The sequence below is a fragment of the Glutamicibacter nicotianae genome, from assembly GCF_016907615.1.
Taxonomy (GTDB): Bacteria; Actinomycetota; Actinomycetes; order Actinomycetales; family Micrococcaceae; genus Glutamicibacter; species Glutamicibacter nicotianae.
Map to the genome: position 1 here is coordinate 1,077,119 of NZ_JAFBCH010000001.1, position 23,217 is coordinate 1,100,335.

Consider the following 23,217-nt stretch of genomic DNA (forward strand, 5'->3'; position numbering starts at 1 on the left):
AGAAAGCAAACCCCATGAGTGAAATCCGCCATAACGTCGACAAAGAGCTGGTGCTGGCCACCGGGCGCGCGCACCCGGAACTTGCCGCAGAAGTAGCCAAGGAACTCGACACCGAACTGCTGCCTTTGAACGCCTACGACTTCGCTAACGGCGAGATCTACGTGCGCTCGGACGAGTCGGTGCGCGGCAAGGACGTGTTCCTGCTGCAGTCCTACCCAGCCCCGTTGAACAACTGGCTGATGGAACAGCTGATCATGATCGACTCGATGAAGCGTGCTTCGGCTCGCCGCATCACCGTCGTGGCGCCGTTCTACCCGTACGCCCGCCAGGACAAGAAGGGCCGCGGCCGCGAGCCGATCTCGGCCCGCCTGGTTGCCGACCTGTTCAAGACCGCCGGCGCCGATCGCGTGATCTCCTGCGACCTGCACACCGCGCAGATCCAGGGCTTCTTCGACGGTCCGGTGGACCACCTGTTCGGCTTCCCGCTGCTGGCCGACTACATCAAGTCCAAGGTGGATGTCAGCGAAGTGACCGTGGTGTCCCCGGATACCGGACGCGTGCGCGTGGCCGAGCAGTGGGCTGAGCGCCTGGGTGGCGCTCCGCTGGCCTTCGTGCACAAGTCCCGCGATCTGACCGTGCCGAACCAGGCCGAGTCCAAGACCGTGGTGGGCCAGGTCGAGGGCCGCACCGCGATCCTGATCGATGACATGATCGACACCGGCGGAACCATCGCCGGCGCCGTGCGCGTGCTGAAGGAAGCCGGTGCCAAGGATGTCATCATCGCCGCGACCCACGCCGTGTTCTCGGATCCGGCCGCGCAGCGCCTGGCCGAGTGCGGTGCCAAGGAAGTTGTTGTCACCAACACCCTGCCGATCCCGGAAGAGAAGCGCTTCGAGAACCTGACCGTGCTCTCGATCGCACCAACGATCGCCCGCGCGATCTCCGAGGTGTTCCACGACGGTTCGGTTACGAACCTGTTTGACGGCCGCGCCTAGCAGCCCTCGTTTCGCACCGCCTCTGGCCGGCACCCGCATGGGCGCCGGCCAGAGGCGTTTAAACCAGCATCCAAGGAGCCTTTTAGAGAGAACGCTCTGCGGGGCAGTCGATCAGCTTTTGAGAATTGCATGGTCGACATGACTCAAAACGTATTGCTGTGCAACTAGTTAGCCACGACTTCCTCAGCGGTAAACGGAGTGTGATTCAGCAAACCGTTACGAGCCGCCAGTGCGGTCTCACGATCATTCCTGATAGTGAAAGTCGCAGATGAAACTCCTAATACGACACCGCAGCCTCGGTAGCGGATACCTGCGCCGACAACATGGTCGCCCGCTTCCACAATGCCTTTGCAAGGAGTACCCCACGTGGCGGGATGTTCAACGCCGTCCACGAGAACGAATAAATTAGCAAAAGCACGAAGGAATATCGAGGAAAGCCAGTACGGCGCCACAGTGATTCAGTTCTGTATGGAAGCCCGTAAGGGGAAGGGCTAGCGGGACGCCAGTGCGTCAACCCACGAAAAATAGAGTCAGTATCTAGATCGCAGCCAACGTAGAGCCGTGAAACTGGTAGATATTTTCGTGCTTATAACCGTACTCGCCGTCAGGTCGCTTAATATGCGGTTCGAAAGTGAAAAGTTCAGTTTCACCGAGTCGTCGTGTGTTCCCAGGCTCGATGTATACCCTGTCGGCACTATTCCGTTCAATTGAATGCCCGAGATTACCCAAGAAATCAATGTTCTCAAATCCAAGTTCAACGACATAGGCGTTCATCCGTGCATGTAGCTCCTCGAAAGTCATTTCTGGTCTGGCCACGCTGACGATGATTGTGTGCAGTTGTTCTTCGGCAAGGATCCCTTCGCGCCACTCCGCGTTCTGGGTTGACTTCGAATTTTGTAGCGGTTCGCCGCCCTCAATGATGATGGTGCGAGCAAAATCTCCCCATATGCCGTCTTTCTGTGGACTGAGATCGATGGTGATTATGTCGTCCGACGCGATGGTTCGGTCTGCAGTTTCGTAGTTCTTACCCGGTACAGAAAGGGTCGTATCTTTTCCGCAGAAGACAAAGGCGCCTATTCCCCAATACCAAAATGAATCAGCACCCAGGGACAACATCGTCTCTTCGCAGAGGTCGCGAACTGCAGTTAGATGCTGCCCCGGATAAATGCTTTGCTGGGCAACGTTCATTGTTTCCCGAGCGATTGCTTGAACTTTTCGATGAGACACGCTGATCCTGCTCTTTCCGCGACAATTGCACATACAGAATGGTTGTGTCGATCCTATCCGTCATGCCTGCGACGGCTTGGGAAGGCACTACATTAATCCCTCCGTAAGAGGAACGTTCAGCGGGACAGCTATCCTCGATCGCTGGGCGAAGATAGGTATCACCCGAAAAAGCTAATCATCGGTACAGAAGATCGATCTAGTGATTCGATGAGGAGCAGCCCGTAGTCTATGAGAATGACAATCAGCAATGAGCTAGCTAGGCCGGCAACCGAAGCGGATATTGGTTGTCTTTACGAATTGACGACCATGTTTACGCCGGAACTACAAGTACGCATTGAGGAATTCGAAACTCGATGTAGAGGATTGCTAAATGATCCCCGGTGGTTTGTAGCCGTAGCAAACGGGCCGAATGCTCTCAGTGGATATGTTGCAGTTCAAGACTTCGGGCTTGGGCTCCGGGGCTCATTTTGCGTTGGACGAATACATGACCTGTTCGTCATCCCAACAGCTCGCAGAAGCGGAACCGGCCGTGCGCTGGTGGAATCAGCATTCGCATGGGCTAAAGATCGTCCTTCTCCGATGATTCTGGATTGGCAGGCGACACCCGAGTCTGTTTTGTTCTACGAATCTTTGGGGTTCAAGGCCGACTACGTCGGTGATTTCCCTGAATGCCCCGGATTTACACTCGATTTACGTCAAAATTGAACGCGAGAACTACAGAACCTTTAATGCGTAGGCTTTGCAATCTGACTCGTATATAACTCCCTCATGTCCTGCCCGTTAGGGAACCCTCTGCGGGACAGTTTCACTCAAATGCAGAATAACGAGCCAATCCATGTCATACGATGAACCGATGACGACAGATATGCAACTCATGTGGGACGGTTACGTCAATGCCCGGGATCTGGGCGGATTGCCGACCAGTCTCTCCCCCACGGGGTCTACCGTAGCGGGCCGGATCGCTAGGGGGCCGCGTCGCGAGCGCCTCACTCCGGCAGGTTGGGAAGCCGCGCGCGCCTGGGGCCTCACATCGATCGTGGATCTACGCTGCGCATATGAGGTGGGGAAGCAAGACGGGGACCCTAACGTGTCTACCGAGATCCTTGCAGATTTGGTAATCGCTAACGCCCCGACAGAAGACCATAACGATCCCGAGTTTCAAAAAGTCTGTTTTCCGATACTCGACTCTCCCGAGTACTGGAGTCACAACTGGCGGCTCCAGCCTCACCTAGTGCGGGCATCTCTGGACGCCATCGCATCTGCAAACCCGGGGGTGCTGGTGCATTGCAGCGCAGGGCGGGACCGCACCGGAATGATCAGTGCATTGCTTCTTGGGAATGCGGGTGTTGAGCCTCAGGCTGTCGCCAACGACTATGCCGCGTCTGTCCGCGCAATGGCGGGCATTGCCAGTCATGCCCCGACGGTTGATGACCAAGCGAAGTGGTCCCAAAAAACCGTAAATGAGTGGCTGAACGACAAGCTTCCTATCGTTCATGAGGTGGTAGTCAATACCCAAGCCATTCTTGAGTCACTCAATGTATCTACTGCAACTCGGGAGTCGTTGCGGGCGAAACTTATTGACCGCTAGTTTCATTTTTCCCTAGGCAAATGCACTGACAGTCCAAAGCACCCTGTCCTGCGCTGGGTCCCGCAAAGGGAACCCTGACTGGGACACCAAATACGATCGGTTCTGGAAAGTATCGATTCCGGTTTTTGCAAGGTAAAGAATCGTACGCATTGCGTGAGAGGCTTTGAGCGTGACCATTGACATCCAAACCATGCTCTACCGAATTACTGCTCAAACCTTTGATCAGAATTTCATCGTAAAACCCGAGGATTCTCTAGACGACGGGTATCTGCACGTTGTCCGAGTGGATTCCACGTTAGGAACTGAACGCACAGCTATTTTCCGGGCCACTTATGAGTGGGTGGATGTCTTGATTCCCGAGTTGATGGTAGGTGCAACTATGTTCGACTACGGGGACGTGAAAGAGGATAAAGAAGATGACCTTCGAAGACTGTGCATTGCTACCCGCGTCTATCTTGAAGGAGGAGCTCATATCGAACAGCGCAGACGCATGTTTCGAAAGGATCTTATTCCTCTCGTCATAATCGATGTGGATGGCCTGGAATGGCGCTTAGGTAGAAACCACTTTGTGGTTCCCTATCTGTAGAAAAGTATCCGTGGTCGAAGGCAACTAGGGCGACAGGATTACCCAATAGCGTACTGATGCATGCTTGTATATTGGTCCCATGCGCGCCATAGAAACAGTTCACGCTGAACCACGCGACTCGAATGATTCGCCCTGCTATCGAGTCAATTTTTGGGAACAACCTCGTCCTGGATACGGATGGAACTTAGATGCTTTTGTGCTGGTTGAGGTGCAGGATGTGTCAGAGGCACTCCGTTGGGTGGAGGAGCACGCCAATGGGCGGCCCTTCGAACTGTTCGCAGAATTAGACTCCGAGCCCGAGAAACCGTTCGGCGCTCCGCGAAAAACAGCTCTTGTACGTTTATTCGGAAACAACCCCAATGCCGACTAGACCGATGAGGTATCAATATTTGGCGTTTGGTATTAGCCCTAAATGATGTTTCGACCGGTCCCAGTAGAGGAACCCTCACCGGGACGGTGCAAGGTAGATGCGGAGCGCCACTCAATTTCTGAGGAGACTCGGCATCGGACCCTAGTCGAGCTTCCCAAAGGGGCCGGCCGCGTCGAGCGGAATCCGCTCTGACCTCCTGGACATGATCAAGAACGATACCCCTGCGAGGAGTACGGAAATGGCAAGGCCAAGTAGGCCCAAATCATTTGATGTCGCAGGACAGCCCGCAGAACTGTCATCAATCTCAGGACAGCTCCTCCACGGCTGCAAGAACATCACGAAACCACCTGCCGCTCCTGCGAGCGTCAGCAGGAGTCCCAACATCATGTAAACAGTATTTCTGGAAGCTTTCACGCTTCATTCAAACACAGCAATGCTTGCCTTCTTCATCGCACCGTATGAGGAACCTCGAACGGGACAGAGTGTGACGTCAGGCGCTGAATGGAAGCTCAGGTCGCAAGTGGTGCCCGTCTTTGACGTGTGAGTAGTCTCGCGCCGTTGTTACTAAGCCTGAATCGTCGAATGAAAGCACTGTGCATCCTGAAACGGTCATTGGTTGGTCCTTGATGTACATGACGACCCAGTACTCGACGGAAGCTGAATTTCCATTGACGATTGGTTTGCTGAACCATGTTTCTGCCGGTTTGGTTTCCTCCGCGAAACATTCCTCCAGATAAGTACGCAGACCGCTAGGCCCACGCAATGGTCTGAACATCGAGGCCCAGTGGTCACCGTCATCAGCTTGCAGCCCGACAATTGCATCCACGTCCTTGAGTGGCCAAGCTTTGGCCCATGTTGTCGCCCAGCGTTGCGCGGCTTCGATAGTTTGCATGTTGAATTCCTGTTGACGTAGATGATTGGTGACTGCAGGTTGTTCGGGCTGCGCGAGCAGTCCGGTTCCCATAAGACTTGCAATTGCTTGCAACGCTACTATCGGCCGAGCAGATTCACGTTATAGGTTCGTTCAGTATTGCCGTGTGCTGACTTTTTCAAACTGTCCCGTAAGCCGGTCCTTATGCGGGACCTCTGTCTCTGTGACTCATTCATTTTTTGAAACTCTGAGGTTTCAAATATTTGAAATTCCCGTATACCCCGCCCGATAAAATGCCCGGTGAGGGTGCCTTATGCGGACACCGAAAACGACCATTTATGATGGACCAAAGACCAGGAGATGACAGCATGGAATTTGGAATACGCCAGGTTGCTGTCGGCGGGCTGGAACGCGCTGAGCTGATACAACACCTGGCCCAATCCGGAGTGCAGCTCAATGGCTTTGCCAAACAGCTGATGAAGCACCAAATCTTCGATGAGCTGGTGCCAGCCCATAATCTAACCCTGACCAGCCGCAACCTGCAGCAACTGGGTCTGGACGCCGGAGCTACATTGCCGCAGATTTTTGAGCGTGCGGTCAGTGTCGGATTGAAGTTGTGCCCTGCTTATGCCGGGCCATATCTGCGCCTGGATTTCTTGGATCAAGCCGCTTCCGACGATTCGGTGCTCAGTGCTGGGAAGAAGCCGGCCGGATCGTTGACCATCGCTTCTGCTTCAGTGGGAGGCGAGGATTTTCCTCGTGGGTTCTATCTGCGGGTTGTGGATGAGGTGGCGTGGTTGCGCGGATATCGCTGCGATGACACCTACGGCTTTGCGTTAGCCGATACCTTTGTTTTCCGGTGCCGTTGAATTGTAATCAGGGTTTAGTGGCGTTCGCTACAGGGTTTCTCGTTGGGGATTTCAGCTGGTAGAATTGTGGACTGTGCCCAGGCGAGGGAAACACCAGCAATGGTGGGACCGTTATCGACAAGGCCGGAAAAGCTCTTTCATCTCCTAGATGTTGGTTGCTTCCCGAGTCCACGCAAGGGCCTGAACGAAGCAACCATTTCCTAAGGAGAATCATCATGGCATCTGTCAACCTTGACGCCGTTGTACGCACCGATTTCGGTAAGGGCGCTGCCCGCCAGGCTCGCCGCGACGGCCAGATCCCAGCTGTAGTCTACGGCGCAGGCTCCGAGCCGCAGCACGTCCTGCTGCCAGGCCGCGAAACCACCCTGGCCGTTCGCGACCGCGGTGTTGAGCTGGTTCTGAACATCGAAGGCAAGACCGTCAAGACCACCATCAAGGACATCCAGATCCACGCGCTGAACCGCACCGTTGATCACCTGGACCTGATCATCGCTGCCTAATTCCAGCGAGCTAGGTTTCAGCTGAGCATCATGAGTGATGGAACTTGGCTCGTAGCCGGACTCGGGAACCCCGGGTCCGGCTACGCTGGCAATAGACACAATATCGGGCATATGGTGCTCGACGAGCTGGCCAATCGCGTCGGCTCGAAATTCAAGACCCACTCTTCGCGTTCCCAAGTGGTCGAGGGGCGCATGGGGGTTGGCGGTCCGCGCATCGTACTGGCCAAGCCTATGGTGTACATGAACCTTTCGGGCGGGCCGGTAGCCAATGCAGCGAAGTTCTTCGGAATCGAAGTGGACCGCTTGATCGTCGTGCATGACGAGATCGATATTCCGTTCGACACCATCAAGCTCAAGCGCGGTGGCGGCGAAGGCGGGCATAACGGATTGCGCGATATCTCGAAGGCCATGGGCTCCAAGGATTATCTGCGCGTGCGCGCAGGCGTTGGACGTCCTCCGGGCCGCATGGATACCGCCAAATGGGTTTTGCAGGACTTCTCAAAGACCGAGAAGGCGGATCTTCCGTTCCTGGTCGATAATTGCGCTGACGCAGTGGAATTGCTGATGACCTCGGGCTTGGAAGCCGCCCAGGCAAAATTCCATATCAGCTGATCGCTGCCCCTGGCGGGAGCGGTGAAGCGGGGGACCGCTGCGGACTGGACCAGTTCGCAGCGGTCCTGCTCTCGTTAAAAATTAGGAATGCCATGTAGCGAGGCGTTCCTTACTAAGGCCTGACTTAGATGTGCTTCGAGGCCCAGAATGGAATAATTACCCAATGTATCCCTTGCCTAATAGGTCGCCGATTTCTTGATTCCGCGTTCTGTCAGGCATCCAAGACAATTATTCGGAGGACCACGTGCACACGATGACCGGTCAGCCAGAAGCACTTGAAGCGTTGACAGCTGGAGAAGTTGAGCGCATCAAGGCCGACTTTGAAATTCTGGAGCACCAAGTCAACGGCGTTGACGTGGTGTACCTGGACTCCGGCGCCACCAGCCAGAAGCCGCGCTGCGTCTACGAAGCCGAGCAGCACTACTACGAGAACGCCAATGCCGCGGTGCACCGCGGTGCGCATTCCCTGGCAGTTGAAGCGACCGAAATCTATGAGCAGGCACGCGAGACGGTGGCCAAGTTCATCGGTGCACGCACCAACGAACTGGTCTGGACCGCGAACGCTACCGAAGCGCTGAACCTGATCAGCTACTCGATGTCCAATGCCTCCCTGGGCCGCGGGGGAGAAGCTGCAGCCCGCTTCCGTCTGGGTCCGGGCGATGAAATCCTCACCACCGAACTGGAACACCACGCGAACCTGATCCCATGGCAGGAACTGGCCTTCCGAACCGGTGCCACCCTGCGCTACGTGCCCATCACCGAAGACGGAGCGCTGCGCTACGACCTGCTCGATGAACTGGTCACCGAACGCACCAAGCTGGTGGCCTTCACCCACGTGTCCAACGTGCTGGGAACCATCACCGATACCCAGAAATTCGTTGATGCCGCGCGCAAGGTCGGCGCCTTGACGGTGTTGGACGGATGCCAGTCCGTGCCCCATCTGTCGGTCGACGTGAAGGCCCTGGACGTGGACTTCATGGCCTTCTCGGGCCACAAGATGCTCGGCCCAACCGGCATTGGCGCACTCTACGGACGCGAAGAACTGCTCAACGCCATGCCGCCATTCCTGACCGGTGGATCCATGATCACCGTGGTGGACATGGAGCATGCGCAGTACATGCCATCGCCGCAGCGCTTCGAAGCCGGTACCCAGCGCATTGCCCAGACCCACGGTCTGGCCACCGCAGTTGCCTACCTGGACGAAATCGGCATGGGCCGGATCGCCGCCTGGGAAGAGCACCTCGGAGCGATGCTCTACGAGGGCATCTCGAAGATCGACGGCGTGCGCGTCTTCGGCCCGGCCGACGCCCAGCGCATCGGCACTGTCCCGTTTGAAGTGATCGGCGTGCACCCGCACGATGTGGGCCAGTACCTGGATTCGCGCGGCATCGCGGTGCGCGTGGGCCACCACTGCGCGCAGCCGCTGCACCGCGCCCTGGGAGTGAATTCCACGACCCGCGCCAGCACCTACCTGTACAACACGGAGGCAGACATCAAGGCACTGCTTGAGGCCTTGGGCTCCGTGCGCGAATACTTTGGAGTCTAAATGAACGAATTGGATCAGCTCTACCAGCAGGTCATCCTGGACCACTCGAAGCGCCGGATCGGTTCGCCACTGGTAGAGCACACCGAAGGGCTGCTGCACGGCGAATCGCATCAGCACAACCCGATCTGCGGCGACCAGATCCGGGTTCGCGTCGAGCTCGATGACCAGGACCATTTCACCTCGATGAGCTGGGAAGGAGATGGCTGCTCCATCTCCATGGCCTCGGCCTCGGTGCTGGCCGAGATGCTGCCGGAACTGACCAAGGAAGAATTCCTTGGAAAGCGGGACTATTTCCGCGAGATGATGCGCTCCAAGGGAAACTTCGAGCCTGATGAGGACGTGCTGGAAGACGCCGCCGCCTTTGTCGGTGTCTCCAAGTTCCCCGCACGCGTCAAGTGCGCCATGCTCGCCTGGGTGGCCGCCGAGGTCGCCATGCATGAAGCGCGCAAGTAGCAGCACAACCAAATAGCTCGGGCGCCGGCTTTCACATCTGAAAGCCGGCGCCCGAGCTGTATCCTCAGCAGTTCAAGAAACTAGTTCGCCCCGTCATCCTGCTGGTATACGTCGGGGATGCCATCCTTGTCGTTGTCACGGGTCTCTTGCTCGTGCAGGACCTTGTAGCGGCGGTTGCGCGGAATCAGCCACAGGGCGCCGAGGATCGCGGCAAGGAACGATCCGGCGAGGATCGCTACCTTGGCGTGCTCGTAGTGCGCGGACTCCAGCCCGAAGGACAGTTCGGAAACTAGCAGGGAGACGGTGAAACCGATGCCTGCCAGCAACGTGACGCCCAGGAGATCGCCCCAGCGGGCATCCTTGTCCAGCGAGGCCTTGGTGAATTTGGTCACTACCCAGGTCGAGCCCATGATGCCAATCGGCTTGCCGAGCACCAGCCCCAGCACGATGCCCCAGAACACCGGATCGGTGAGCAGGCCACCGCTGCCCTTATCAGGGGAAATTACAGTCACGCCAGCGGCGAAGAAGGCGAAGATGGGGATGCAGAAGCCGGAGGACAGCGGCCGGAAACGGTGCTCGAATAGTTCGGCCAGGCCGATGCCTTCGCGGCCATCGGTGCGCTTGACCGGGACGCAGAAGCCCAGGATCACACCGGCGATGGTGGCATGGATGCCGGAGCCGAAGACGAAGATCCAGGTGATGATGCCCAAAGGCAGCAAGATGACCCATGCGGCCCACGCCCGCTTGGCGAAGAACTTGCCAAGGGAACGGGCAAGCACCGTGAACAGGATGATGGGGATCAGCGACAGGCCCAGGTAGGACAGGTTCAGATCGTCGGTGAACACGACGGCGATGATGACAATGGCAATCAGGTCATCGACGACGGCTAGGGTCAGCAAGAAGATGCGCAGCGCCGCGGGAAGCGCCGAGCCGATCACCGCGAGCACCGCCACGGCGAAGGCGATGTCGGTTGCGGTCGGAATGGCCCAGCCGCGCAGCAGCTCGCCGCCACCGGACATGGACGCGATGGCGACAAAGATCAACGCCGGCACCAGCACGCCGCCGAAAGCGGCGGCGACCGGAACGGCCGCAGTCTTCACATTGCGCAGATCGCCAATGACGAATTCTTTCTTCAGCTCCAGGCCGGTTAGGAAGAAGAACACCGCCAGCAGCGCATCGGCGGCCCAGTGGCCGACGGACAGATTCAGGTCCACGCCGAACAGGGTTGGGCCGAAGTGGAAATCACGCAGTGCGAAATAGGAATCGCGCAGCGGGGTGTTGGCCCAGACCAAGGCCAGCAGGGCGCCGGCGATGAGAACCATGCCGCCGACGGTTTCCTTGCGCAGGATGTCACCGATACGGACTGATTCGCTATAGCTGGGGCGCGAAAACAGGTTCTTGCCGGAACCCGAAGACGGAGTTTGGCTCATGCGTTTAACTCGCTTACTTCGTTAAATGAATATTTCTCGCCGACCAGACTTCCCGGCACACCTGCATTCAACACTAGCGCGAACAGTGCTCCAGAGCACAAATCCCCGGACGTATTGCGAGATATCGCACGTCCGGGGACTGAGGTGTTGCGTAACTATTCGCTAGGCCCGCTTCGAGAGCCAGGCTTCGACCTGGGCTGCCTGCAAATTCAGTGCCTTGCCCAGGTATGGCTCAGCAGCCGAAGCCAGCTTGCCGCCGATGAACGGAATCGATGAAGAAACCTTGGCATCGATGGAGAATTCGGAGGTTTCGCCCTGCGCCGTCAGCTGTTCGGTGCCGCTGACGTTCACCGGAACGCCGGCAACAGAGATCTTCACGGTGGCCGAGCGGTTGCCGGCAGCATCAGGGGCGGTCCACTGGTCCACCTGGGTGATCTCGATGGTTGCGCCAACGAACTTGCGGGCGATATCCGGGACGCGATCGGTGGGGACCGAACGAACGGTGGTCACGGTGAAGGCGCCGGCGGTGTCGCCGTTCACGGAGAAGTCGGTCAGGGAACCGTTGGCCACCTTGGTCAGGTGCTCGGCAAAGCCACGATCGCTGAGTGTTGCGATGACCTGGTCTGCAGGGTGGGCGATCTGAGTGCTTGCGTTCAATGCCATGAAAGCTAATCCCAATCTGGAAATCTAAGTGGCCGGGCAGCAAAAGTGCAGGCCCGGCGACGGACAGTATTAACCCTATCCGCAAAGGTGCATTGGGTAGGCTAGGACTGCACCCAAAACAACATATTGACGTTTCGGCCGTGGATAATCATCGACGGCCGGCGCTCGTGGTGTCATATCGGCGCACCGCCGCACGAAAGCACCGAGCCAAGCGTCTGCATGAGAGGACCCGAACCCCATGAGCCTAAGCGGACTTCATGATTTCCTGCGCGAAGAACCTTCCTTCAGGCGCATTGGGCAAAGCGCCGCTCATGACTACCATGCACGCAGCGAAGAACTGGAAATCGCCGCCCCGCAGGGCATGCGCCCCATCCTCTCGGCGCACATCAGCCAGGCACTGAGCCGCAGCGAGCATCCGGGCGTGACGCTGATCGTCACCGCGACCGGCCGGGAAGCGGAAGAGATCTCCAGCTCCCTGGGCGCCTTCCTGACGGCAGGGCAAATCGCCGAATTCCCTTCGTGGGAAACCCTGCCCCATGAACGCCTTTCGCCACGCAGCGATACCGTGGGCCGACGGCTGGAAGTGCTGCGCCGGCTGCACGACCGGGACGAGAGCCTGAATATCATCATCGCGCCAATCCGCGCCGTGCTGCAGCCCTTGGTCGCAGGCCTGGGCGAACTGCGCCCGGTGGTCCTGGAACTGGACGCCGAGCCGGGATTCGACAACGTCATCAAGGACCTGGCGGCCGCCGCCTACGCCCGCGTGGACATGGTGACGCACCGCGGCGAGTTCGCTGTGCGCGGTGGCATCATTGACGTTTTCCCTCCGACGCTGGACCATCCGGTACGCATTGACTTCTTCGGCGACCAGATCGACTCGATGCGCTACTTCGCCATCGCAGACCAGCGCTCCACCGATGATCCCGGGCCTACGCGGATCATCGCTACGCCCTGCCGTGAAATGCTCATCACCCCGCAGGTGATGAGCCGGGCCGCGAATCTGAAGAACCAATTCCCTGCCGCCCAGGAAATGCTCACCAAGATTGCTGGCGGCATCGCCGTGGAAGGCATGGAATCCCTGGCTCCGCTGCTGGTGGACAAGATGGTGCCATTGCTCTCGCTGCTGCCCGAATCCTCCATCGCGCTGGTTATGGAACCAGAGCGGGTTCGCGCCCGAGCCCAGGACCTGAATGCCACCAACGCCGAGTTCCTGGCAGCCGCGTGGGCCTCGGCCTCGGACGGGGCCAGCGCCCCGCTGGATCTGGCCACCGCCGGGTCTGAACGCAAGCTGGCCACCGGCGACTTCGCCTCGTTGGCCGAAACGGTGGAGCACGCACGCGCCGCCAAGGTCTCCTGGTGGGCCATCACATCACTGGGCGCCGATGAAGAACTGGATCTGGGTGCCGCGACCATCCGCGTGCCGGCCCGCGAACCGCATGGCTACCAAGGCGACATCGAGGCGATGATGGAATTCATTGCCGGGCGGGTCAAGGACCAATGGCGCTTTGTCGTGGCGACCGAGGGACCGGGCCCGGCAGCCCGCCTCTCCGAGCTCTTTGCCGAGTTCAAGATCCCGGCGCACCGGGTGGATGACCTCTCCGCCGAGCCAACCGCCGGACTGATAGAGATCACCCAGGCCACCGCCGGCCGCGGTTTCGTCTTCGAGGAGCTCAAGCTGGGCCTGCTCACCGAAGCAGACCTGCTGGGCCGCTCCAGCGCCTACCCGAACCGCAAGGGCCGCAAGCTCACCGTCAAGCGCAAGCGCAATGCGGTTGACCCGCTGAGTCTGGAAGCTGGGGACTTCATCGTCCACGAGCAGCACGGCATCGGCAAGTTCGTTGAGCTCATGGCCCGCAAGGTCAACGGCTCGGGCAAGGACGCAAAGCGCGAATACCTGGTGGTGGAATACGCCTCCTCCAAGCGCGGTGCGCCGGGGGATAGGCTTTTCGTTCCGATGGACCAGCTGCATATGGTCACCAGGTATGTCGGCGGCGAAGCGCCGACCCTGTCCAAGATGGGCGGCTCGGACTGGGCCAGCACCAAGTCCAAGGCCCGCAAGGCGGTCAAGGAGATCGCCGGCGACCTGATCAAGCTGTACTCGGCTCGCATGGCCAGCCGTGGCCACGCCTTCGCCCAGGACACCCCGTGGCAGAACGAGCTGGAGGAAGCCTTCGCCTTCATCGAGACTCCGGATCAGCTCACCGCCATTAACGAGGTGAAGTCCGATATGGAGAAGGAAATCCCGATGGACCGGCTGATCTCCGGCGACGTGGGCTTCGGCAAAACCGAGATCGCGGTGCGCGCCGCGTTCAAGGCGGTCCAGGACTCCAAGCAGGTGGCCGTGCTGGTGCCTACCACGCTGCTGGCCTCCCAGCACTACCAGACCTTCACCGAACGCTACTCCGGGTTCCCGGTGCGCGTGAAGACGCTCTCGCGCTTCCAGACCGCCAAGGAATCCAAGGAAATCCTGGCCGGGCTGAAGGACGGCAGCGTGGATATTGTCATCGGCACCCACCGCCTACTGAGCAAGAACGTGGAATTCAAGAATCTGGGCCTGGTGATCATCGACGAGGAACAGCGTTTCGGCGTGGAGCATAAGGAAGAGCTCAAGAAGATGCGCACCAACGTGGACGTGCTGGCGATGAGCGCCACCCCGATCCCGCGCACCTTGGAGATGTCGCTGACAGGCATCCGCGAAACCTCCACCCTGGCCACCCCGCCAGAAGAACGGCACCCAGTGCTGACCTATGTAGGTCCGCGCAGCGACAAGCAGATTTCCGCTGCCATCATGCGCGAGCTGATGCGCGATGGCCAGGTGTTCTTCGTGCACAACCGGGTCAGCTCCATTGAACGGGTGGCGGCCGAACTGCGCGAACTGGCTCCTGAAGCCCGCGTGGAGGTGGCCCACGGCAAGATGAGCGAATCAAGGCTTGAACGGATCATCCAGGACTTCTGGGAAAAGAAATTCGATGTGCTGGTCTCCACCACCATCATCGAAACGGGCCTTGACATTTCCAACGCGAACACGCTGATCGTCGACCGGGCGAACAACTACGGCCTGTCCCAGCTGCACCAGCTGCGCGGACGCGTGGGCCGCGGCCGCGAGCGCGCCTACGCCTACTTCCTATGGGATGCGGAGAAGCCGCTGGGCGAGATCGCCCTGGAGCGGTTGAAGGCCGTGGCCGCGCACAACGAGCTGGGTTCGGGCTACCAGCTGGCCATGAAGGACCTGGAACTGCGTGGAGCCGGCAACCTGCTCGGCGGCGAGCAGTCCGGGCATATCGCCGGGGTGGGCTTCGACTTGTACCTGCGCCTGGTCGGCGAGGCCGTGGCCGACTACAAGGGGGAAGGCGAGGAAGAAGCCACCGAAATGAAGATCGACCTGCCGGTCAATGCCCACCTGCCGCACGATTACGTGCCAGGCGAGCGGTTGCGCCTGGAAGCGTACCGCAACATTGCGCAGGCCGAGACCGACGAGGCGCTCGCCGAGGTCCGTGATGAGCTGGTGGACCGCTATGGCAAGCTGCCGCTTCCGGTGGAGAACCTGATGCGGGTGGCGGCCCTGCGCATCCGTGCGCGTGCCGTGGGACTGCATGATATCCAGCAGATCGGCAACCACATCAAGCTGGCCCCGGCAAAGATCGAGGACCTGCCTGCTTCGCGCCAGGTGCGCTTGGAACGCCTGTACCCGGGGGCTGCGAACAAGCCGGCGCTGAATTCGATCTTCATTCCGAAGCCGAAGACCTCGCCAATCGGCGGCAGGGATCTGGCCGACGGGGAGATCCTTGAATGGGCAGAGAAGCTGCTCTACGCGATCTTCGAGCCGACCCCGGCAGCGAAGGACTGAAGCGGCGGTCGCTGACCGCGTGGGCCAGGATCCTGCCGTTTCCGGCAGGCCCCTGGCCCACGCCTGCTAGCGCTGTTCTGCGCCAGCGGGCGCGCCCAGTTCGGCGGCGTAGTCGTTGATCGCCCGTGAGTAGAGCGAGGCATGGCGCGCTATGGCGCTGAGCGCCAGCTGCAGGGCTTCGGTGGGCTGCCCGGCATCGTGCAGCGCCAGCGCCAAGAAGGCCTGGGCATCGGTGAAGATCGGTGAGCCGGATGGGATCTGCCGCAACAGCTCAATGGATTGCGTGCACTGCCCGAGGTTGCGCAGCGTGCTGGCCAACTGGAGCAGCGCTTCATCATGCTGCGGCGCGTCCAGCCCGGCGTCCAGCGCTGCCCGGTAGGGGCCAACCGCCTGTTCTTCTTCGCCTAGATAGTCGTGCAGGGAAGCGATTTCGAAGAGCACCCGCGGATCCTGCGGATCCCTGTCCTGCACTAGGCCTGCCAGCTCGGTGCGCAGCTGTTCCGGGCGTTTGCCTCCGGCCGAGTTCCAGAACTCTTCAACGCGTTGGTCCCATGATTCCATCCGGCCAGTCTAGGCCAAGGAAATGCGATTAAACGCCAAGAGAGGGAAACCCGCAGTCGGGTTTCCCTCTCTTGGAAAGCTCTAGCTAGTTCTGGTGGGCGTTAGCCGCGGCAACCAGATCCTCAGCCTTCTCCGCGCGACCCATCAGGTGCATCGGGATGGCGAAGGCCAAGAACATCAGAGCGAAGCTGACCAGGGTCGGCCACCAGGCAACCTCAAGGGTCCAGTAGCCCAAGGTGTAAACGCCAGCCACGAACAATACGAAGAAGATCACGAAGTTGACGATATTGCCGACAAGGCGGCCTTCACCTGAATGGGCAGTGTTCTTGCCGTTCGAGTACACTTTTTCTCCTTGGGAAACAGATGGGGCGAATTCCTAGTAGCTGGAACCGCTTTGCTCTCCTTCTAGGATAGCAACTCCTGAGCTAGAACCTAGCCGGGTTGCGCCAGCTGCAATCATGGCCCGCGCGGTTTCGACGCTGCGCACGCCGCCCGAGGCCTTGACGCCCATCTCCGGGCCGACGGTCTTGCGCATCAGCGCCACATCTTCAACGGTTGCGCCACCGGTGGAGAAACCGGTGGATGTCTTGACGAAATCGGCGCCGGCGGCCTTGGCTGCCTCGCAGGCCAGGACCTTGGCTTCTTCGGTGAGCAGGCAGGTTTCGATGATGACCTTCAAGATGGCTCCGCCTTCATGCGCAGCCTGGGCAATGGCGAAGATCTCGTTCACCAAGGCGTCTCGGTCGCCACGCAGGGCGGCAGCGACGTCGATGACCATGTCGATTTCGTTGGCGCCGTCGGCAACAGCGTGCTTGGTTTCGAAGACCTTGGTGTCGGTGGCCGAAGCACCCAGCGGGAAGCCGATGACCGAGCAGGTCAGCACGTCCGAGCCTTCCAGCTCACGCGAAACGGTGGAAACCCACAAAGGGTTGACGCAAACCGACTTGAAGCCGTACTTCTTGGCCTCGTCGCAGATCTGCACCACCTGTTCGCGGGAAGCATTCTGGGCCAACAGGGTGTGGTCGATGTAGCTGGCGATCTCGCGGGCGCTTAGTTCAGTCATCATTTCCTCTAGCAATAAAGATTTCAATCATTTCAAATGAAGGTCTCGAAGGGGTAAGCCTAGTTGGCATTCAGGAAAGCTGCCAATTCTTCCTTGATGGCCAGGACCTTCGCGGTGGCGCGCTGGCGGGCCTCGGGGACCTCGGCCGGATCATCGACCGGTTCAATGGTTTCCAAGTAGCACTTGAGTTTCGGCTCCGTTCCCGAGGGGCGGACGATCACGCGGGAACCGCAGAACGTATGCAAAACCATGGCATTAGTCGCAGGCAGCTTCTCGGTGCCCTGGGACAGGTCGGTGACCTCGGAAACCTCGGAGCCGCCCAGCGTTGCCGGAGCGTCATTGCGGATCTTGTCCATGAGCGCGGGGATCTGCGCCAGGTCGGTGAAGCGCAGGGAGAGCTGGTCGGTGACGTGCACGCCGTGCTTGGCCGCCAGCTCATCGAGGCGGCCGGCAATGGTGCTTCCGGCTGCCTTCAATTGCGCTGCGAGATCAGCCAGGACGATGCCAGCTGAAATTCCGTCCTTGTCGCGCACCAGATCCGGGGCCACGCAGTAGCCCAGGGCTTCTTCGTAGCCGTAGCCGAGGTCCTCAACGCGGGAAATCCACTTGAAACCGGTCAAGGTTTCTTCGTGCTCGCGTCCGGCATCCTTGGCAATGGCTGCCAGCATGCGCGAGGACACGATGGAATTGGCCAGTTTCTTGCCCTCAGGCAAGGTCTTGGAAACCTGGTCTCCGAGCAACCAGCCGACCTCGTCGCCGCGCAGCATCCGCCAGCTGCCGTTATCTTGGATCGCCGCCGCGCAGCGGTCGGCATCCGGGTCATTGGCAATCACCAGATCTGCGCCCACCGTGCGGGCCAGCTCGAGCGACAGGTCGATGGCCCCGGGTTCTTCGGGGTTGGGGAACTTCACGGTAGGGAAGAGCGGATCCGGGTGCTCCTGCTCGGCAACCATGTGAACGTCGGTGAATCCGGCGTTCAGCAGGGCTTGGCGCATGGTGTGGCCGCCCACGCCATGCATGGCCGAAACCACGATCCGCAGGTTCTTGCGCGCTGGATCCTGCGGCTGGCCAGCGTCGATAATCGGGCGGATGGAAGCCAGGTAGGCTGCTTCGATGTCGCCGTCTGAGCCGGCTGCGGGGAGCACTTTCCAGCCGTTTTCGGCGCGCGGGATCTGCGCCACCGGCTGGCCGTAGTCGATCAGCGAAGCGATCTGCGCATCGATCGGGGAGACGATTTGGGCTCCGCGACCCGACTCATCGGTGATCTTCCCGCCGACGTAGACCTTGTAGCCGTTGTCCCGCGGAGGGTTGTGGCTGGCCGTCACCATGATGCCGGCTTCGGCACTGAATTCGCGGACGGCCCAAGCCAGCACCGGGGTGGGCAGTGCCGAAGGCATCAGCAGCACCTCGAACCCGGCCGAGGCGAAGACGCCGGCCGAATCCTTGGCGAAGACATCCGAATTGAACCGGGCATCGAATCCGATGACCACCTTGGGCGTGTACTGGCCATTGGCTTTCTCGGCCAGGAAGCGGGCGATGCCTGCCGCGGTGCGCATGACCACCACGCGGTTCATGCGCATCGGGCCGGCGCCCAATTCGGCGCGCAGTCCGGCTGTGCCGAATTCCAGCACGCCGCTGAAGCGGTCGGCAATGTCCTCGAAGGCCAGCGCGTCGCCGTCATTGACGCGCTGGATCAGCAGTTGCAGTTCTTCCTGCGTTTGCGGATCGGGATCCTGGGCCGCCCATTGGCCCGCCGCGTCAAGCAACTGGATTTTCTGCGTGTGGTTCACTGATTTCCCTTCAAAGGACACTGACTGCTTGCTTAGCGCTAAGAATGCGAGGCCTAGAGCTTCGCGATGATCTGCGCCAGCAACTTGGAGATGCGCGGACCGGCTGCCTGGCCGGCTTCGATGACTTCCTCGTGGCTCAGCGGAACCGGGCTGATGCCGGCTGCCAGGTTGGTCACCAGGGACATGCCGAAGATCTCCATGCCTGCGTGGCGGGCCGCGATGGCTTCCAACGCGGTGGACATGCCGACCAGATCCGCGCCGATGGTCTTGGCGTACTGCACTTCGGCAGGGGTTTCGTAGTGCGGGCCGGTGAACTGGGCGTACACGCCCTGATCCAGTGTCGGATCAACGGAGAGCGCAATCTCGCGCAGGCGCGAGGAGTACAAGTCGGTCAGGTCGACGAACGTCGCGCCCTCTAGTGGGGAGGTGGCCGTCAGGTTGATGTGATCCGAGATCATTACCGGCGTGCCTGGATTCCAGTCTGGATTCAGGCCGCCGCAGCCGTTGGTGAGCACCAGCTGCTCGCAGCCGGCAGCCGCCGCGGTGCGGATTGGGTGGACTACCGCACGGACGCCGCGTCCCTCGTAGTAGTGGGTGCGGGCACCCAGGACCAGGACCCGTTTGCCTGTGGAGGTCAGGATCGAGGAGATGCTGCCCTTGTGGCCCGGTACGGCCGGGGCATGGAAGCCTGGAATTTCGGTGGCATCCAGGGTGTGGGTGGTTTCGCCGATGAGTTCGGCGGCCTGGCCCCAACCGGAGCCTAGGACCAGCGCGATGTCGTGTTTTGCGACGCCGGTCTGTTCGGCGATTGCCTGGGCAGCCTGCGCTGCCAGGACCTGTGGGTCATTTTGCATATCAGTCACGGGAAATACGCTACCGCTAGCGGGGCGCTTTGTCAGGTGAAACTAGTGCTTCAGAATCAAAATCACGTTCCGGGATTGTGCTTCGATGTGCGCAATTACCCGGCATGGTGAACAATGGTGATTGTGAGCGCAGATCGTAGGAATGAAGCAACCCGTTTAGTTATTCTCGGCGGAGGACCAGGCGGCTACGAAGCCGCCATGGGTGCGGCCCAGTTGGGTGCCAATGTCACCGTCGTGGAACGTGCAGGCATGGGCGGTTCGGCGGTGCTGACCGACGTCGTGCCTTCCAAGACCCTGATTGCCACGGCGGATGCGGTGCGCCGCGTGAAGCACGCGGAAACCTTTGGAGTTCACGTTGACGGACTCGACTCGGCCGTCACCGACTTCTCGGTGGTGAACCACCGACTGCTGGACCTGGCCAAGGAGCAGTCCTCGGATATCCGCACCACTCTTGAACGCGCCGGCGTGCGCATCGTGATCGGCGAAGGTCGCCTGCTCGACGACCACACGGTTGCGGTATCACACCCAGATGGTTCCGAACAGGAAATCGAAGCGGACGCCATGCTGATAGCAGTGGGCGCCCACCCGCGCGAACTGCCTACAGCCAAGCCCGACGGCGAGCGGATCTTCAACTGGACCCAGATCTACAACATGAACGAGGTGCCTGAGCACCTGATCGTTGTCGGTTCTGGCGTGACCGGTGCCGAGTTCGCTTCGGCCTACAACTTGCTCGGTGCCAAGGTCACGCTGGTTTCCTCGCGCGACCGCGTGCTGCCCGGCGAGGATGCGGACGCAGCGGGCGTGCTGGAAGACGCCTTCAAGGAAAACGGCGTCAATGTTGTTTCCCAGGCCCGCGCCGAAGGCGTGGAGCGCCAGGGCGACAAGGTACTGGTTACCTTGGCTGACGGACGCGTGCTCGAAGGCAGCCACTGTCTGGTTGCCGTGGGCGGCATCCCTAATACGGCCAACCTGGGCCTGGAAGAAGCCGGCGTGCAGCTGACCGACTCGGGTCACATCAAGGTGGATGGCGTTTCGCGCACCACCGCAACCAACATCTATGCAACCGGCGACTGCACTGGCGTATTCGCCTTGGCTTCGGTGGCAGCTATGCAGGGACGCATCGCCGTGGCGCACCTGCTTGGCGACTCGGTCAAGCCGTTGAATCTGGATCTCGTGGCGTCCAACGTCTTCACCTCCCCGGAAATCGCTACCGTGGGTGTTACCCAGCGTGCGGTGGCTGAGGGCAAGTACCAAGCCAACATCATCAAGGTTGACCTGAACACCAACGCCCGCGCCAAGATGATGAACGTGGACCAGGGCTTCGTGAAAATCGTTTCCCGCAAGGGCTCGGGCACCGTCATCGGCGGTGTCGTGGTTGCACCGCGCGCGAGCGAGCTGATCTACTCACTGGCACTGGCAGTCCAGAACAGCCTGCACGTTGACGACGTGGCTGAAACTTTCACCGTGTACCCGTCGCTGTCGGGTTCGCTGGCTGAAGCGGCTCGCCGCCTTCACCGCCATCGGTAGGTCCTGACGAACCTTTCCAGGCGGCATCCGTCCTCATATTGGGGCGGATGCCGCCTTTGGTGTTTAACAACGCAGAACCCTTCGGCGAACGCCAGCGAAGTCCTGAAACGCGACATGTTTTCCCAATACCCTTAATACAAGATGTTGTGATTCCATTCACTTTGGCGAACCACTCTGATATAAGTGTAGAAACTGTTTTCTCAGGTCACGTCTCAATATGTGGAAGTGCATATTCGCGCTAGTAGACCCGTGAATTGCCGATCTCGGTTCAGGTTCCATTAACTACGTGTCCAAATAATGGACATCAATATCCGAATACTGGTCACCGAGGTTTACGATTATGACAGCAAAATTGAACATCTCACTCGTACTTTCACTCTAAGGAGCAGCCTCACATGTCGCAGGCTAACCAAGCAGTGGCGCCGAAGGAAAACACCCGCGGTCGCGTGCTGTTCGCCAGCATGATTGGCACCACCGTCGAATTCTTCGACTTCTATGCCTACGCCACCGCGTCGGTTCTCGTTTTCCCAGCCCTTTTCTTCCCCAACGCCTCCACCATCAACGCGATCCTTTCCTCGTTCGCGATCTTCGGTGTGGCATTCGTGGCTCGTCCACTGGGTTCGATCATCTTCGGCCACTACGGCGACAAGCTCGGCCGCAAGGGCACCTTGGTAGCCTCGCTGCTGCTGATGGGTATCGCTACCTTCCTGATCGGCTTCCTGCCGCCGGCTGCCGGCCACTGGACCGTATTGGCTCCGACCGCACTGGTGCTGCTGCGCTTCGCCCAGGGCCTGGCGCTCGGCGGCGAATGGTCCGGCGCGGCGCTGCTGGCCACCGAGAATGCGCCGAAGAACAAGCGCGCCATCTACGGCACGTTCCCTCAGCTGGGCGCCCCAATCGGCTTCATCATTGCGAACCTGATGTTCGTGGCCCTGCAGACCTTCTGCACCGCAGAACAGTTCATGGCTTGGGGATGGCGCGTTCCGTTCTTCTTCTCGGCTGTCATGGTGATCATCGGCCTGTGGGTACGACTGAAGCTGGTCGAATCCTCCTCCTTCCAGAAGGTTCTGGATCAGCAGAAGGTCGTGAAGTCGCCATTCGCGGTGACCATGAAGAAGCACTGGCGCCCAACCTTGGCCGGTACCTTCATCATGCTGGCAACCTACGTGCTGTTCTACCTGATGACTTCCTTCACCCTGACCTACGGCACGCAGCCAGCTAGCGTCGAGCAGGCGACGGCTGCCGCTGAAGCCAAGGGCAAGACCTTTGACGCAGCCGGCTTCGTTCCAGGCTTGGGCATTGAACGCCCAACCTTCTTGACCATGCTGATTATCGGTGTTGTCTTCTTCGGCATCTTCACCATGGTTTCTGGTCCATTGGCTGAGAAGTTCGGCCGCCGCAAGTTCCTGATCTGGGTCACCTCGGGCATCCTGGTCTTCGGGCTGGCTTGGACCTTGTTCTTCGGTCCAGGCCAAGGCGCTGCCATGGCCGGTCTGGTCATCGGGTTCACCCTGATGGGTCTGACCTTCGGCCCGATGGCCGCCTACCTGCCGGAGCTGTTCCCCTCGAACGTGCGCTACACCGGTTCGGCTGTTGCCTACAACTTGTCTTCGGTAATTGGTGCGGCTCCTGCGTCCTTCGTGGCTGTGGCCCTGTGGAAGGCCGGTGCCGGCAACACCATGGGTGTTGGCCTGTACCTGGCGCTTGGCGCGGTCCTGACCTTGGTTGCGCTGTTCATGACTCGCGATACCTCGGACATGGATATGGAAGAGTGGGTCGAGTAATTCGACGGCATTGCTGAGTGAACGGCTCGGAGAATCATCTGGCAACGATGATTCGCCGGGCCGTTTGCCATT

At 59.8% G+C, this 23,217-nt stretch carries 21 protein-coding genes and 1 pseudogene; 13 read left to right on the forward strand and 9 right to left on the reverse strand.

Annotation, left to right across the window (positions count from 1 at the left end; translation table 11 throughout):
* The first annotated feature begins 14 nt into the window (after positions 1–14).
* The gene (locus JOE62_RS05310; RefSeq protein WP_204720930.1) at positions 15–995 is read left to right on the forward strand and encodes a ribose-phosphate diphosphokinase; all 981 of its coding nucleotides are present in this window, start codon (positions 15–17) and stop codon (positions 993–995) included.
* Between the two features lie 537 nt (positions 996–1,532).
* Here JOE62_RS05310 and JOE62_RS05315 read toward each other — a convergent pair.
* Entirely contained in the window at positions 1,533–2,222 is a 690-nt protein-coding gene (locus tag JOE62_RS05315; RefSeq protein ID WP_338085749.1) for a M24 family metallopeptidase, read from the reverse strand.
* A gap of 234 nt (positions 2,223–2,456) precedes the next feature.
* Between JOE62_RS05315 and JOE62_RS05320 the strand changes: the two genes are divergently transcribed.
* The 4 genes from JOE62_RS05320 to JOE62_RS05335 all read left to right on the forward strand — a co-directional run bounded on the left by JOE62_RS05320 (position 2,457) and on the right by JOE62_RS05335 (position 4,766).
* The gene (locus tag JOE62_RS05320) at positions 2,457–2,927 is read left to right on the forward strand and encodes a GNAT family N-acetyltransferase (protein ID WP_204720934.1); all 471 of its coding nucleotides are present in this window, start codon (positions 2,457–2,459) and stop codon (positions 2,925–2,927) included.
* 169 nt (positions 2,928–3,096) lie between these two features.
* Entirely contained in the window at positions 3,097–3,810 is a 714-nt protein-coding gene (locus JOE62_RS05325; protein WP_239543626.1) for a tyrosine-protein phosphatase, read from the forward strand.
* Positions 3,811–3,979: 169 nt separating this feature from the next.
* Entirely contained in the window at positions 3,980–4,396 is a 417-nt protein-coding gene (locus JOE62_RS05330) for a hypothetical protein (RefSeq protein WP_204720938.1), read from the forward strand.
* A gap of 79 nt (positions 4,397–4,475) precedes the next feature.
* Positions 4,476–4,766: a hypothetical protein gene (locus JOE62_RS05335; RefSeq protein ID WP_204720940.1), complete on the forward strand. Its 291-nt coding sequence runs from the start codon at positions 4,476–4,478 to the stop codon at positions 4,764–4,766.
* 490 nt (positions 4,767–5,256) lie between these two features.
* On the opposite strand, the gene JOE62_RS05340 is transcribed toward JOE62_RS05335, so the two are convergent.
* Complete coding sequence (locus tag JOE62_RS05340; protein ID WP_204720942.1) at positions 5,257–5,730, reverse strand: nuclear transport factor 2 family protein; 474 nt, start codon at positions 5,728–5,730, stop codon at positions 5,257–5,259.
* A 275-nt stretch (positions 5,731–6,005) separates the two neighbouring features.
* Between JOE62_RS05340 and JOE62_RS05345 the strand changes: the two genes are divergently transcribed.
* The 5 genes and pseudogenes from JOE62_RS05345 (at position 6,006) to sufU (ending at position 9,617) form a co-directional block, all read left to right on the forward strand.
* Positions 6,006–6,506: a hypothetical protein gene (locus tag JOE62_RS05345; RefSeq protein ID WP_239543200.1), complete on the forward strand. Its 501-nt coding sequence runs from the start codon at positions 6,006–6,008 to the stop codon at positions 6,504–6,506.
* A 215-nt stretch (positions 6,507–6,721) separates the two neighbouring features.
* Positions 6,722–6,994 (forward strand): annotated as a pseudogene (locus JOE62_RS05350) (50S ribosomal protein L25); the annotation flags it as partial.
* Positions 6,995–7,036: 42 nt separating this feature from the next.
* Positions 7,037–7,618 carry an aminoacyl-tRNA hydrolase gene (pth, locus tag JOE62_RS05355; RefSeq protein WP_204720946.1) on the forward strand — a complete coding sequence of 194 codons (582 nt, stop codon included), beginning with the start codon at positions 7,037–7,039 and terminating at the stop codon, positions 7,616–7,618.
* 253 nt (positions 7,619–7,871) lie between these two features.
* Positions 7,872–9,164, forward strand: coding sequence for a SufS family cysteine desulfurase (locus tag JOE62_RS05360; protein WP_204720948.1), 1,293 nt, complete (start codon positions 7,872–7,874; stop codon positions 9,162–9,164).
* On the forward strand, positions 9,165–9,617 hold the full coding sequence (gene sufU / locus JOE62_RS05365; RefSeq protein ID WP_073706644.1) for a Fe-S cluster assembly sulfur transfer protein SufU: 453 nt from the start codon (positions 9,165–9,167) through the stop codon (positions 9,615–9,617).
* Positions 9,618–9,697: 80 nt separating this feature from the next.
* On the opposite strand, the gene nhaA is transcribed toward sufU, so the two are convergent.
* Together nhaA and JOE62_RS05375 are read right to left on the reverse strand one after the other, a co-directional pair.
* Positions 9,698–11,047 (reverse strand): Na+/H+ antiporter NhaA, encoded by a 1,350-nt coding sequence (gene nhaA, locus JOE62_RS05370; RefSeq protein ID WP_204720950.1) that lies wholly within the window; start codon positions 11,045–11,047, stop codon positions 9,698–9,700.
* Between the two features lie 162 nt (positions 11,048–11,209).
* Entirely contained in the window at positions 11,210–11,710 is a 501-nt protein-coding gene (locus tag JOE62_RS05375) for a DUF2505 domain-containing protein (RefSeq protein WP_204720952.1), read from the reverse strand.
* A 238-nt stretch (positions 11,711–11,948) separates the two neighbouring features.
* On the opposite strand from JOE62_RS05375, the gene mfd reads away from it, so the two are divergent.
* Complete coding sequence (mfd, locus tag JOE62_RS05380) at positions 11,949–15,557, forward strand: transcription-repair coupling factor (protein ID WP_204720954.1); 3,609 nt, start codon at positions 11,949–11,951, stop codon at positions 15,555–15,557.
* Between the two features lie 66 nt (positions 15,558–15,623).
* Here the strand turns inward: mfd and JOE62_RS05385 are convergent, their stop codons facing one another.
* The 5 genes from JOE62_RS05385 to JOE62_RS05405 form a co-directional block, all read right to left on the reverse strand.
* Positions 15,624–16,118, reverse strand: coding sequence for a tetratricopeptide repeat protein (locus JOE62_RS05385; protein ID WP_204720956.1), 495 nt, complete (start codon positions 16,116–16,118; stop codon positions 15,624–15,626).
* 85 nt (positions 16,119–16,203) lie between these two features.
* On the reverse strand, positions 16,204–16,461 hold the full coding sequence (locus JOE62_RS05390) for a hypothetical protein (protein ID WP_204720958.1): 258 nt from the start codon (positions 16,459–16,461) through the stop codon (positions 16,204–16,206).
* 33 nt (positions 16,462–16,494) lie between these two features.
* Positions 16,495–17,181: a deoxyribose-phosphate aldolase gene (gene deoC / locus JOE62_RS05395; protein ID WP_073706649.1), complete on the reverse strand. Its 687-nt coding sequence runs from the start codon at positions 17,179–17,181 to the stop codon at positions 16,495–16,497.
* 59 nt (positions 17,182–17,240) lie between these two features.
* Positions 17,241–18,971 (reverse strand): phosphohexomutase domain-containing protein, encoded by a 1,731-nt coding sequence (locus JOE62_RS05400; RefSeq protein WP_204720960.1) that lies wholly within the window; start codon positions 18,969–18,971, stop codon positions 17,241–17,243.
* Between the two features lie 53 nt (positions 18,972–19,024).
* Complete coding sequence (locus JOE62_RS05405; RefSeq protein WP_038989844.1) at positions 19,025–19,825, reverse strand: purine-nucleoside phosphorylase; 801 nt, start codon at positions 19,823–19,825, stop codon at positions 19,025–19,027.
* A gap of 123 nt (positions 19,826–19,948) precedes the next feature.
* Between JOE62_RS05405 and JOE62_RS05410 the strand changes: the two genes are divergently transcribed.
* A complete protein-coding gene (locus JOE62_RS05410) occupies positions 19,949–21,361 on the forward strand; it encodes an NAD(P)H-quinone dehydrogenase (protein WP_073706651.1) in 1,413 nt (470 codons plus the stop codon).
* A gap of 395 nt (positions 21,362–21,756) precedes the next feature.
* Positions 21,757–23,145 carry an MFS transporter gene (locus JOE62_RS05415; RefSeq protein ID WP_204720962.1) on the forward strand — a complete coding sequence of 463 codons (1,389 nt, stop codon included), beginning with the start codon at positions 21,757–21,759 and terminating at the stop codon, positions 23,143–23,145.
* The last annotated feature ends 72 nt before the right edge of the window (positions 23,146–23,217 follow it).

Bases quoted from the DNA above. Each gene is read 5' to 3' on its own strand.
- JOE62_RS05405 (WP_038989844.1), bottom strand. From the start codon at position 19,825: ATGCAAAATGACCCACAGGTCCTGGCAGCGCAGGCTGCCCAGGCAATC.
- JOE62_RS05375 (WP_204720952.1), bottom strand. From the start codon at position 11,710: ATGGCATTGAACGCAAGCACTCAGATCGCCCACCCTGCAGACCAGGTC.
- JOE62_RS05340 (WP_204720942.1), bottom strand. From the start codon at position 5,730: ATGGGAACCGGACTGCTCGCGCAGCCCGAACAACCTGCAGTCACCAAT.
- nhaA (WP_204720950.1), bottom strand. From the start codon at position 11,047: ATGAGCCAAACTCCGTCTTCGGGTTCCGGCAAGAACCTGTTTTCGCGC.
- sufU (WP_073706644.1), top strand. From the start codon at position 9,165: ATGAACGAATTGGATCAGCTCTACCAGCAGGTCATCCTGGACCACTCG.
- JOE62_RS05345 (WP_239543200.1), top strand. From the start codon at position 6,006: ATGGAATTTGGAATACGCCAGGTTGCTGTCGGCGGGCTGGAACGCGCT.
- JOE62_RS05335 (WP_204720940.1), top strand. From the start codon at position 4,476: ATGCGCGCCATAGAAACAGTTCACGCTGAACCACGCGACTCGAATGAT.
- JOE62_RS05360 (WP_204720948.1), top strand. From the start codon at position 7,872: ATGACCGGTCAGCCAGAAGCACTTGAAGCGTTGACAGCTGGAGAAGTT.
- mfd (WP_204720954.1), top strand. From the start codon at position 11,949: ATGAGCCTAAGCGGACTTCATGATTTCCTGCGCGAAGAACCTTCCTTC.
- JOE62_RS05310 (WP_204720930.1), top strand. From the start codon at position 15: ATGAGTGAAATCCGCCATAACGTCGACAAAGAGCTGGTGCTGGCCACC.
- pth (WP_204720946.1), top strand. From the start codon at position 7,037: ATGAGTGATGGAACTTGGCTCGTAGCCGGACTCGGGAACCCCGGGTCC.
- JOE62_RS05320 (WP_204720934.1), top strand. From the start codon at position 2,457: ATGACAATCAGCAATGAGCTAGCTAGGCCGGCAACCGAAGCGGATATT.
- deoC (WP_073706649.1), bottom strand. From the start codon at position 17,181: ATGACTGAACTAAGCGCCCGCGAGATCGCCAGCTACATCGACCACACC.
- JOE62_RS05385 (WP_204720956.1), bottom strand. From the start codon at position 16,118: ATGGAATCATGGGACCAACGCGTTGAAGAGTTCTGGAACTCGGCCGGA.
- JOE62_RS05415 (WP_204720962.1), top strand. From the start codon at position 21,757: ATGTCGCAGGCTAACCAAGCAGTGGCGCCGAAGGAAAACACCCGCGGT.
- JOE62_RS05325 (WP_239543626.1), top strand. From the start codon at position 3,097: ATGTGGGACGGTTACGTCAATGCCCGGGATCTGGGCGGATTGCCGACC.
- JOE62_RS05410 (WP_073706651.1), top strand. From the start codon at position 19,949: ATGGTGATTGTGAGCGCAGATCGTAGGAATGAAGCAACCCGTTTAGTT.